The sequence below is a fragment of the Actinomycetospora sp. genome (assembly GCF_055612215.1).
In genome coordinates this window covers 1-10399 of record NZ_JBVPVA010000640.1, presented here as the reverse complement: position 1 = coordinate 10399, position 10399 = coordinate 1, and the positions used below count along the sequence as shown (strand labels likewise).

Below are 10399 nucleotides of genomic sequence, written 5' to 3'. Positions count from 1 at the left end.
CTGTACCCTCCCCGGATCCCGGTCAGCTCCCCGACCGCCCAGTTCATCGGGAACCGTGAGGGAGACGGTTCGATGTGGCACCGCAGAGGCGACCGATCCCGGTCCGGCCCGGGAGTCACCCGCGTCCGTGCGCGATGTCCCCGAGGGAGACGGCGCACCGCGGCGCGACACATCGTTCCGTTGCTCGCGCTCCTCATCACGACGAACCTGGTGGCGTGCGGCCCTCCGGCCCCCGCCCCCACTGGTCGCCCGCCCGCGGCGCCGGGTTCCGGGGCCGGCGGGCGGGTCCTCGCCACCGGCCTGGCGGCCCCGTGGGAGCTGACCTGGGGGCCGGACGGCTGGTTGTGGGTCACCGAGAAGGTCGGCAAGCGCGTCGACCGGATCAATCCCGTCGACGGCACACGGACGGTGGCGCTCACCATCGACGAGGTCGCCGCCAGCGGCGCGCAGGACGGGCTGCTGGGCCTCGCCTTCGCCGGCGACGCGGCTTTCGTCGCCTACTCCTACAACGCTGTACCGCCTCCGGGCGAGGACCTGCGCGGGAAGATCGTGCGCTACCACCGGGATCCCGCAGGCACCCTCTCGGCGCCCACCGACATCCTCACCGGGCTCCCCGCCAGTCGCGACCACGACGCCGGTCGACTGCTCGTCGGTCCGGACCAGAAGCTGTACTACTCGATCGGCGACCTGGGCAACAACCAGTTCGACCGGGATTGCCAGCCCATCCGGTCCCAGGATCTGCCGACCGCGCAGCAGGTCGTCGATCGGGACTGGGCCACGTACGCGGGCAAGGTCCTCCGCATCGATCTCGACGGCTCCGTCCCGCCCGACAACCCCGTTCTCCGTGGCGTGCGCAGCCACGTCTACACCTATGGCCACCGCAATCCCCAGGGCCTGGTCTTCGGTCCCGGGGGGCGACTCTTCTCGGACGAGCACGGCCCCAAGAGCGACGACGAGATCAACCTCCTGCGCCCCGGGGGGAACTACGGCTGGCCGTTCGTGGCCGGCTTCCGCGACGCCCAGGCCTACCAGTACGCCGACTGGTCGGCCGCCCCCGACTGTGCCGCGCTCCAGTACGACGACTACGAGGTTCCGCCGAGCGTCCCGCGAGGCCCCGCCGAGACCGCGTGGAACGACCCCGACTACGTCGAACCGCTCAAGACGATGTACACCGTGCCCACCGGACACGACTTCCGGGATCCTCGGTGCGGCGACCAGTTCGACCTCTGCTGGCCGTCGATCGCCCCGGCCGGCCTCGACTACGTGCCCGCCGAGAACGCCCCCGACCCCGCCGTGGCCGACGCGCTGCTCGTCCCCGCGCTGAAGACCGGCTCGGTGTTCGTCTTCAAGCTCACCGGCGACGGCGCCTGGGTCCAGGGCGACTCCGTCCAGTTGTTCCGCACCCGGAACCGCTACCGCGACGTCGCCCTGAGCCCCGATCACACCCGGATCTACGTGGCCACCGACAGCGACGGACTCGCCGGCCCCCAGTCCGGCTCCCACACCGGCACCCTCGCCGATCCCGGCTCCGTGCTCGAGTTCCCGCTCACCGGCCTCACCCCCGGCGGCGGGTGATCCGGCGACGACAGGGGTCCCTCGGCGGGGTGGGACGGGAGCCTCGTGCCGTGCGTTCGGCGGTCAGCGGCCGACGCACAGGAAGGTCGGGACCAACGGTCCTACCCCTGCCGACTCCTCGGGGGCCAGCATCGTCTGCCGTGTCCCGCACCCGCCCGCGACCCAGCCGTCGGGCCGCATCGATGTGACCCACAGGCCGGGCTCCGGGTCGAGGGGACCGGCCGGCCCAGATCGAAGGGGGGAGGGCCGAGCGTTGCTTCCACCCGGTTCCGTCCCGGCTCGTCGGTGGCCGATCGCCGTCGCGGCGACCGTCCTGATGCTCCTGGCGGCCTGCGGGTCGCCCTCGTCCGGCGGTGGGACACCTCCGAACCCCGCGGCCAAGCCACCGAACGGCGGCTACTTCCAGCTCCAGCCCCTCGGTGCGGTCCCGAACCTCCCGAGCGACGTGGCCGCGGGCGGCATGGTGCACCGGTCGACCTGGGAGCCCCGGCCGGACAACGCCGGCCCCAACCACGTGATGCCACCGCCGGACTTCCGACCGGCGGGTTACTCCGGCATGGTCAACGGCCCGGCCGTGTTCGACCGCATCAGCGGGGCCTTCACCGGCACCACCGACGAGACCCTCCAATGGGCGGCGGTCAAGTGGGGACTGCCCGACGACGTGCTGCGCGGCATGGCCTACGTCGACTCGCAGTGGTACCAGGCCCACAAGGATCCCGACGGCAAGCCCACGCAGGGGCAGGGCTACGGCGGGTTCGGCCAGTGCGGTGGGGCGCCGCCGGATTCGCCCTACGGACCGGACGGACCGTCGAAGTTCGGGATCACCGGCGTGTCGTGGTGCGCGTTCAACGATCCGAACCAGCCCGGTTCCGGCGGCTGGCCGTGGACGGAGAACTCGACCGCGTACGCCGCGGACACCACCGGGGCGATCGTGCGTGCCTGCTACGAGGGGTGGGAGCCGCAGTGGGGGCCGACCTACCACCCCGGTGACCTGTGGGGCTGCGTGGGCCGGTGGTACGCCAACGCCTGGGGCACTCTCGACGGCAAGAACTACTCCAACCGGGTGCAGGACGCGATCGCGACCAAGCCCTGGCTGACCTGGTGACGTCCGGTCGCCGGCGGGTGCTGCCGGCCGCCGTAGCGACCGCGATCGTCCTGGTGCTCGTCGCCGCCTGCTCGTCGCCGCCGGCCCCACCATCGTCGGACCCGGCCACCAGGCCGGTCGCGGGCGGGTGGTTCCCGCTGAAGCCGCCGGGCTCGTTCGCGATGCTCGACGACGAGCAGGCCGCGGCGCTCGTGCACCACTCGACGTGGGAACCACGCCCGGGCAACACCGCCGCCAACCACACGGTGCCACCCCCGGACTTCCGACCCCCCGGCTACGGCGGGATGATCAACGGGGACACCGTGTTCTCCCGCATCACCGGCAACTTCACGGGAACCACCGACGAGATCTTCCAGTGGGCCGCGGCGAAGTGGGGGCTGCCCGACGACGTGATCCGGGGCGAGGCGGCGGTGGAGTCCGTGTGGTACCAGGCCCACACGGATCCGATCGGCAAGCCGATCGACCACGAGGGCTTCGGCGACTTCGGCGACTGCGGCGGCTCCCCTCCGCCGTCGCCCTACGGACCGCAGGGTCCCGCCGCCTTCGGGGTCATGCAGGTCAAGTGGTGCACGATCAACGATCCCGCCGCCGGCGGCTTCGGGGGCTGGCCCTGGACGGAGAAGTCGACGGCCTACTCGGTCGACACGTACGCCGCCGTGGTCCGTGGTTGTTACGAGGGGTGGGAGCCGTGGCTCGGTCCGGCGTACCACGCCGGGGACCTCTGGGGCTGCGTCGGCCGGTGGTTCACCGGCGGTTGGTACACGCCGGTCGCCCAGGACTACATCCGTCGGGTCCAGGCAGCGACCGCGAGCAGGCCGTGGCTGACCTGGTGAGGCACCCCGACGTCCGCTACCGCCCCAGGGCCACGAAGCGCGTGAGCTTGCCGGTCGTGGCGTGCCGTGGGATCCGGTCGACGGTCCGCACCGCGATCTCGGCGTCGGCCAGCCCGTACGGCCGCAGCGACGCCACGAGGGCGGCGGCCACCCTCGCCGTGTCGGGCGAGCCGACGACGAGGACGTCCGCGCCGCCCGGGGTCTGGTGGACCTGGTACTCGACGATCCGCGGGTCGGTGCCGAGCACGTGCCGGAAGGCGCTGGCCGGGACGGTCAGGGTGCCGTAGCGGAAGTCGTCGTCGCGCCGACCGGCGATGGCCGCGACGCGCGGCATGGCGCTGCCGCACGGGCAGATGTCGGGGAGCAGCGTCACCTCGTCCCCGAGGTCGTAGCGGATGAACGGGAACGCCTGCCCCGCCAGTCCGGTCGCGAGCGTGCGGGCCGCGGGCTCGGTGGGCCCGACCGGGTGCCCGTCGGCGTCGACCCGCTCGAGGACCACCTCGTCCGCGCAGATGTGCAGGCCCTCGCCGTAGCCGCAGCCGACGGCCTGCACCCCGATCTCCGTCGAGCCCCACAGGTTGTGCACCGGGGCGCCCCAGGCGGCCTCGATCGCGTCGTGGTCCTCCTCGCTGAGCGGCTCGGAGTTCGTGCTCACCCGCACCGGGCGCACGTCGAGCTCGCCCGCGGTCGAGGCGCGCGCCAGCCGGCCCACCACGGACGCATAGCCGACGAGGTGGGTGGGTCGGGCGTCGGCGACGGCTGCACGCACCTGCTCGAACGGCGCCGCGGCCGGGATCACGACGGTGTGCATCCCCGGTCCGGTGGCGACGTCGAACAGGGGGGTGCTGGCGTGCGGGGGCTCACCGGACTCGAGGACGGCGAGCAGCGCCGGGTGCGTCTCCGTCCCGGCCGCCCGCTCGGCGCGGACCTGCCACCGCCACGCGAGGCAGGCCAGGGTGACGAACTGGGCCCGGTCCCACACGTAGACCCCGCGGACGCCGCTCGACCCGCCCGAGCTGAAGACCTGCAGCCCGCCGGGCGTGTAGGAGAACCAGCGCTCCTCCGCGAGGACCCGCTCCGCCCCGGCGCGGTCCAGGCCCGGCGTGGTGATGATCGCGTCCCAGTGCTCCTGGGAGTCCTGCTTGGTCATCGGGGGCAGCCGCGCGAGGTCGTCGACGGTGGCCGTGGCCGGGTCCAGGCCGCGCATCCGCTCGGCGTGGAAGGGGGACCGGGCCCGGGCGAGGACGAGCAGCGCCCGCAGCCGTTCGGTCCGGTAGCGGTCGATCCGCTCGCTCGGCCAGTCGAGCCGGGCGACGTGGTCCATCAGCGCCGCGCGCACCTCGGCCACGTGACCGGCCCGCAGCGCCTCGTAGACCCGCCGGTCCTCCTCGACCATCCCGGCAGTCTCCCGCCGCCCGCCCGTCCGGGACAGCCCCTCGCCGATCGGGCATCAGCGACCGAGCAGGCGCTCCGACACGGTCCACAGCCGCGCGGCGTTGTCGGGGTCCAGCGCGAACGGGGCGACGCCGTGCCGGCCGTCGGACTGCGAGCGCCCGCTGATCACCGTGGCCTCGCGGCAGTCCTCGAAGTAGCGGCCCCCGACCCCCTCGAGCAGCGGGGACACCCCGACCAGCACCGACGTCGCCGCCCCCTGCGACGGGGTCTTCATGGCGTCGGGGGCCCCGGCCTCGCGGCGTGCCCGCGCCAGGGCCTCGGTGTCCACGTACCGCTGCAGGCCCGTCGCGATGCCGCCGGGCATCACGGCGTTGACGGCGATCCCGTCGTCGGCCCAGCGCCGTGTCGCCTCGACCGCGAAGAGCGCGTTGGCCGTCTTCGACTGGCCGTAGGCGAGGAACGGGTCGTAGGGCACGAACGAGAAGGCCAGGTCGTCGAACAGCACCGGGCAGCGCAGGTGCGCGGCCGAGGACAGCGACACCACCCGCGCGCCGTCGGCGGCGGCCAGCGCGCGGTGCAGTCCCGTGGCCAGCGCGAAGTGGCCGAGGTGGTTCGTCGCGAACTGGGTCTCGAGACCCTCGGCGGTCAGGACCAGCTCGGGCAGGGCCATCACGCCGGCGTTGTTCACCAGCAGGTCCAGCGGCCCCTCCCAGCCCTCGACGAACGCCGCGACCGACGCTCGGTCGCCGAGATCCAGGGGCCGGACGACGACGCGGGCCTCGCGGGCGCCGGCGCGGATGTCCGCGGCGACCCGCTCGCCGGCGGCGGTGTCGCGCACGGCCAGCGTCACCTCGGCGCCGTGGCCGGCGAGCGAGCGGGCGGTCTCGACGCCGATGCCCGACGAGGCGCCGGTGACGACGGCGCGACGACCGGTGAGGTCGAGGCCCTCGGCGACCTCGTCGGCGGTGGAGAACTCGCCGAAGGGGGTGGTGATCGGTGTGGACACGGTGACGGTCATCGGGGTCTCCCGGACGAGAATTAACCGTAGGCTCCCTACGCTTGCTCCTCGACCGTACCACTCAAACGTAGGGCGCCTACGCTTGTCGTCGTGCCCCTGCGTGCCGACGCCCGCGCGAACCGCACCGCCCTCCTCGAGAGCGCCGCGCGGCTCTTCACCGAGCACGGTCCCGACGTCGCCCTCGAGGCGATCGCCCGCGACGCCGGCGTCAGCATCGCGACCCTCTACCGGCACTTCCCCAGCCGTGAGGCGCTGGTCGCCCGGACCTACGGCGCCGAGATCACGGCGCTGGGCGAGGTCGACCTGTCCGAGGGGACCGCGGCCGACGCGCTCGTCCGCTGGCTCGACCGGTTCGTCGAGTACGCCCGGACCAAGCGGGCGCTGGGGGACCTGGTGCACGCCCTGCCGGAGGGGTCGAGCCCCCCGGCGCGCGAGGTGATCGTCGACGCGCTGGATCGGATCCTGGCCGCGGGGTCGCGCGACGGGAGCCTGCGCGCCGACCACGACGCGCAGGACGTCCTCGCCCTGCTCGCCGGACTGTGGACGCTGCCGGACGGGCCGGCGTGGCCCGGGCGCGCGCAGCGACTCGCGCGCTTCGTCGTCGACGGGCTCGCGACACCGGGGTGAGGGCCCGGTGCGCGCGTCCCGTTCCCGGGGACGGAAACGCACGCACGGGGGCGTCAGCCCGGACGCGTGGCCGGGGAGACCGCCACGGGCTCCCGCCGCGGCCGGTGGTGGTTCGCGTTGCGCGGGGTGGCCAGCACCTCGCGGGTCCGGTCGTCGAGGGCGGGAGAGTCCGACAGCGCTCCGCTGGAGGCGAGGACCGTCTCCAGCGCGGTGAGCCAGTGCTCGTAGTAGCTCCACGGCTCGCCGCCCGTGCCCTCCTCCCACCGTCGGATCGCGTCGATCAACGAGAGCTGGAACTCGCTCCACTCGTAGTGGCCCTGGTGATGGGCAGCCACCGCGAGGGCGAAGGCCCGGAGCTCCCACTGCTCGTGGAACGGGCGATCGGCTCCGGGCAGGTCGCACACCAGCTTCTCGACCCGCCGCCGGGCGTCGCCGAGCTCGGTGGTGTCCTGGCGGTAGCCGGTGCGTCCTTCGCCGACGACGGTGGCGTCGATGTCCTCGTAGACCTCGCCGTCGGCGAAGGGCAGGTGACCGTGGCCGTGCCCGTGATCGTCGCCCATCACGGGCTCTTCGGCCGGCCGACGCCGACCATCGAGTCACGGGTGACGAGCGCCTCGAGTTGCTCCGCGGACCAGCCGTCGGTCCCGGCGGGGCGCTGCGGGAGCACCCAGTAGCGCAGCTCGGAGCTGGAGTCCCACACCCGGATCTCCACCGACTCCGGGACGTCGAACCCGAACTCCTCGCGCAGCACCCGCCGGGGCGCCCTGACCAGGCTGGCTCGGTAGGCGGGCTCCTTGTACCAGTTCGGGGGCAGCCCGAGGACCGGCCACGGGTAGCAGGAGCACAGGGTGCACACGATGACGTGGTGGACGTCGTCGGTGTCCTCGACGGCGACCATGTCCTCGCCCTGCAGGCCGCCGATGCCGAGCTCGGCACAGGCGGCGCTGGCGTCCTCCAGGAGGCGGGTCTTGAAGTCGGGGTCGGTCCAGGCCTTGGCGACGACCCGGGCGCCGAGCTGTGGTCCGACCTCGTTCTCGTAGATCTCGGCGATCCGGTCGACCGCGGCCGACGTCATGAGGCCCTTCTCGATCATGATCGACTCGACGGCCTTGACGCGCGCGGCGATCTGCGCCTGGCGGTCGGTGTCGGGCCTGCTCTCGGTGGAGCTCATGGCATTCCTCACTCGCTCGCGGGGACGATGTAGGGCTCCCAGACGTCGAAGGTCACCGAGCCGTTCGGCTCGGCCGCCTCGGCGCCCCAGAGCTCCTCGTTCGTGAACCGGACGGTGTAGACGTGCTCCGGCGCCTCGCCCAGGCCGTTGCCCGCCGAGTCGGGAAAGATCATCTCGCCGTGGGCCAGCTCGATGACGCCCGTCTTCCCTCGGACGTAGCCGGCCTTGCGGGTGTGGCCGTGGGGGGCGTCGGCGACGACGGTGACGCGGTCCCCGACGGCGAACTCCGCGACCTTGCCGGTGTCGCGACCTGCCGGGACACCGGCCGGGATCGCGGCGTTGATGAACGCGACCAGCTCACCGTCCGGGTCCTTGTCCTCGGGCAGCGGGGCGTCGGGGTTCTCGAGGAAGTACTGCGTGCGCCGCTCCACCTCGGCGGGGTCGAGCACGCCCGTGCGGACCCCGTGGTGGGTGACCGAGTGGAGCCAGTGCTCGTAGTAGGGCGAGGACAGGTACTCGACCGGGTCCATCTGTTCCATGCCGTAGCGGAAGGAGTCGACGCCGAAGAACCCGGCCCGGAAGGCCAGGGGGAAGAACGTGTGGGCGTGCTTCTCCCACTCCGCCTTCCACACCGGCTCGGACTCCGTGGGGTTGATCGCGCCGAGCCCGTCGCGTCCGCCGAGATCGTGGATACCGTTCACGGAACCTCCAGGAGGAACGGATGGGCGGGGTCAGGCCTGGGCGCTGAGCGCGGCCGTGGGGGTCGGGAAGCCGCCGACGGCCTGCTCGTAGGCGTGCGCGGCCCGCAGCACGGTCGCGTCCTCGAACTGGCGGCCGACGAGCATCATCCCGACGGGCAGCCCGTCGGCCAGGGGCGCCGGCACCGAGCACGCGGGGTGCCCGGTGACGTCGAAGGGGCTGGTGTTGGCCAGCATCTCGAGCGCCCGCGCGAGGAGCTCCGGCGGCCGGGCGTCCCGGCCGGGGCGCACCGTGGCCCGCATCGGCACCGTGGGCAGGACCAGCAGGTCGACGTCCGCGAGGGCGGCGTCGTACGCCGCGGCCAGCTTCGGAGCGAGGTTGCGCGCCATCGCGTAGTGGCGGCCGTGGGTCGTGTTCAGCCCGTACTTGCCGGCGAGCAGGACGAGCTTGACGGTGTCGGGAAAACGGGAGCCGTCCTCGGTCCACCGGCGGCCGTAGTGGTCCATGACCTCCGGGTCGTAGCGGCCCTTCCAGTTCAGCCCGTAGCCATAGGTGTCGATCATCTGGGAGGTGGCGCCCTCGGTGGCGATGACGTCCCAGATCTTCGGCCCGTGGAGGTGCCAGGGCACCGACACCTCGGACACCGTCATCCCGGCGTCGGACAGCGCGGTGATCGCGGAGCGCACGGCCTCGTCGGTCTCCGGCTCGGACTCGGGGAGCCCGAAGCCCTCGCGCAGCACCCCGACGCGCAACCCCTGCGCGCCGGACCGCAGCGCCCCGACGTAGTCCTCGGCCTGCAGGTCGGAGGGCTGGCGGGGGTCGTCGCCGTCGGGACCGGCGATCACCGAGAGCATCAGCGCGGCGTCGGTGACGGTGCGCGTCATGGGCCCGACGTGGTCGATCGTGAACTCGATCGGGAACGCGCCGGTGTAGGGCACGAGGCCCCAGGTCGGCTTGTGCCCGACGAGCCCGCAGTTCGAGGCCGGCATGCGGATCGAGCCGCCCTGGTCGCCGCCGGTGGCCATGTCCACGACGCCCGCGGCGACGAGTGCCGCGCTGCCGCTCGAGGAGCCGCCGGCGCTGCGCGTCGGGTCCCAGGGGTTCTCGACGTCGCCGGTCGAGGCGGTGATCGACGCGCCGGCGAAGCAGAGGTCCTCGCAGACGGCCTTGCCCGCGATCGTGGCGCCGGCGTCGAGCAGGCGGCGCACGATGGTGGCGTCGGTGGACGGCACGAAGCCGTCGACGGTCGCGGAGCCGTTGGTCATCGGGACCCCGGCGACCTCGGTGTTGTCCTTGACGGCGACGGTGCGTCCGGCCAGCGGGCCGTCGGAGGACCCGGTGATCGAGGTCGTCACGTACCAGGCGTGGTACGGGTTGTCGTCGCCCTCGGGCCGGGTCCACGCACGCTCCGGGGCCGTGGGGGCCTCGGCGTCGTAGAGCTCCTCCACGGCGTCCCAGGACCCGAGCAGGCCCGCGACCACCGGGGCGAACTCCTCGACGTCGTCGGACGACAGGCCCAGGCCGTAGCCGGCGGCGACTGCGGTCAGTGCCTCGTGATCGGGAGTGGGAAGCGGCATCGGGCGACTCCAGGGGCTCTCGAGCCGGCGGGGTGGTCCGGCGGCGACCCCGGACCACACTAGGAAGGCCGACGCCCGTCCACCATGGGTCGGCGGTGCCGCGCGTGTTCCGTTTCGATGACGCGTCGGGCGGCGCGTCAGCGACGGCGGCGGGCGCGCTCCGCCGCGTCGTCGAGGTCGACCCCGACGTGGTCGTCGAGCCAGCGCCCGAGCGGATCGCGACCACCTGGCGGCGGCGCGAGCCGCGCGGGCGCTGGCTCCACGACCCCGGCGGGGTCGACCGCGCCGCCGCGGCGGAGCGCGCCCCCCGCCGTCGCTGACGCGCCGCCCGACGCGTCATCGAAACGGAACACGCGCGGCACCGCCGACCCATGGTGGACGGGCGTCGGCCTTCCTAGT

The 10399-nt window shown here is 73.5% G+C and carries 11 protein-coding genes; 5 read left to right on the top strand and 6 right to left on the bottom strand.

Annotated features, from left to right (window positions below; all coding sequences use genetic code 11):
• The first annotated feature begins 180 nt into the window (after window positions 1-180).
• The 3 genes from AC0CYZ_RS17565 to AC0CYZ_RS17555 all read left to right on the top strand — a co-directional run bounded on the left by AC0CYZ_RS17565 (window position 181) and on the right by AC0CYZ_RS17555 (window position 3513).
• Window positions 181-1575 (top strand): glucose/sorbosone family PQQ-dependent dehydrogenase, encoded by a 1395-nt coding sequence (locus AC0CYZ_RS17565; RefSeq protein ID WP_472217625.1) that lies wholly within the window; start codon window positions 181-183, stop codon window positions 1573-1575.
• A gap of 316 nt (window positions 1576-1891) precedes the next feature.
• Window positions 1892-2680 (top strand): hypothetical protein, encoded by a 789-nt coding sequence (locus AC0CYZ_RS17560; protein WP_472217623.1) that lies wholly within the window; start codon window positions 1892-1894, stop codon window positions 2678-2680.
• On the top strand, window positions 2677-3513 hold the full coding sequence (locus AC0CYZ_RS17555; RefSeq protein WP_472217621.1) for a hypothetical protein: 837 nt from the start codon (window positions 2677-2679) through the stop codon (window positions 3511-3513). Before AC0CYZ_RS17560 ends, AC0CYZ_RS17555 begins: the two co-directional genes overlap by 4 nt.
• 16 nt (window positions 3514-3529) lie before the next feature.
• Here AC0CYZ_RS17555 and AC0CYZ_RS17550 read toward each other — a convergent pair whose 3' ends face one another.
• Together AC0CYZ_RS17550 and AC0CYZ_RS17545 are read right to left on the bottom strand one after the other, a co-directional pair.
• Complete coding sequence (locus AC0CYZ_RS17550) at window positions 3530-4909, bottom strand: phenylacetate--CoA ligase family protein (RefSeq protein WP_472217619.1); 1380 nt, start codon at window positions 4907-4909, stop codon at window positions 3530-3532.
• Window positions 4910-4963: 54 nt separating this feature from the next.
• Window positions 4964-5926 (bottom strand): SDR family NAD(P)-dependent oxidoreductase, encoded by a 963-nt coding sequence (locus AC0CYZ_RS17545; protein ID WP_472217617.1) that lies wholly within the window; start codon window positions 5924-5926, stop codon window positions 4964-4966.
• Between the two features lie 90 nt (window positions 5927-6016).
• On the opposite strand from AC0CYZ_RS17545, the gene AC0CYZ_RS17540 reads away from it, so the two are divergent.
• Entirely contained in the window at window positions 6017-6553 is a 537-nt protein-coding gene (locus AC0CYZ_RS17540; protein ID WP_472217615.1) for a TetR/AcrR family transcriptional regulator, read from the top strand.
• Between the two features lie 53 nt (window positions 6554-6606).
• On the opposite strand, the gene AC0CYZ_RS17535 is transcribed toward AC0CYZ_RS17540, so the two are convergent.
• The 4 genes from AC0CYZ_RS17535 to AC0CYZ_RS17520 are packed head-to-tail and all read right to left on the bottom strand — an operon-like array spanning window position 6607 to window position 10000.
• Window positions 6607-7113: a nitrile hydratase accessory protein gene (locus tag AC0CYZ_RS17535; RefSeq protein WP_472217613.1), complete on the bottom strand. Its 507-nt coding sequence runs from the start codon at window positions 7111-7113 to the stop codon at window positions 6607-6609.
• Window positions 7113-7724, bottom strand: coding sequence for a nitrile hydratase subunit alpha (gene nthA, locus AC0CYZ_RS17530; protein ID WP_472217611.1), 612 nt, complete (start codon window positions 7722-7724; stop codon window positions 7113-7115). The genes AC0CYZ_RS17535 and nthA overlap by 1 nt, the downstream gene beginning before the upstream one ends.
• Before the next feature lie 8 nt (window positions 7725-7732).
• Window positions 7733-8425 (bottom strand): nitrile hydratase subunit beta, encoded by a 693-nt coding sequence (gene nthB, locus AC0CYZ_RS17525; protein WP_472217609.1) that lies wholly within the window; start codon window positions 8423-8425, stop codon window positions 7733-7735.
• A gap of 30 nt (window positions 8426-8455) precedes the next feature.
• The gene (locus AC0CYZ_RS17520) at window positions 8456-10000 is read right to left on the bottom strand and encodes an amidase (RefSeq protein WP_472217607.1); all 1545 of its coding nucleotides are present in this window, start codon (window positions 9998-10000) and stop codon (window positions 8456-8458) included.
• A gap of 104 nt (window positions 10001-10104) precedes the next feature.
• Between AC0CYZ_RS17520 and AC0CYZ_RS17515 the strand changes: the two genes are divergently transcribed.
• Entirely contained in the window at window positions 10105-10320 is a 216-nt protein-coding gene (locus tag AC0CYZ_RS17515; protein ID WP_472217605.1) for a hypothetical protein, read from the top strand.
• The last annotated feature ends 79 nt before the right edge of the window (window positions 10321-10399 follow it).

What these genes read in the sequence shown, in the direction of transcription:
- AC0CYZ_RS17520 (WP_472217607.1), bottom strand. Translation starts at nt 10,000, where the DNA reads ATGCCGCTTCCCACTCCCGATCACGAGGCACTGACCGCAGTCGCCGCC.
- AC0CYZ_RS17545 (WP_472217617.1), bottom strand. Translation starts at nt 5,926, where the DNA reads ATGACCGTCACCGTGTCCACACCGATCACCACCCCCTTCGGCGAGTTC.
- nthA (WP_472217611.1), bottom strand. Translation starts at nt 7,724, where the DNA reads ATGAGCTCCACCGAGAGCAGGCCCGACACCGACCGCCAGGCGCAGATC.
- AC0CYZ_RS17550 (WP_472217619.1), bottom strand. Translation starts at nt 4,909, where the DNA reads ATGGTCGAGGAGGACCGGCGGGTCTACGAGGCGCTGCGGGCCGGTCAC.
- AC0CYZ_RS17535 (WP_472217613.1), bottom strand. Translation starts at nt 7,113, where the DNA reads ATGGGCGACGATCACGGGCACGGCCACGGTCACCTGCCCTTCGCCGAC.
- AC0CYZ_RS17560 (WP_472217623.1), top strand. Translation starts at nt 1,892, where the DNA reads ATGCTCCTGGCGGCCTGCGGGTCGCCCTCGTCCGGCGGTGGGACACCT.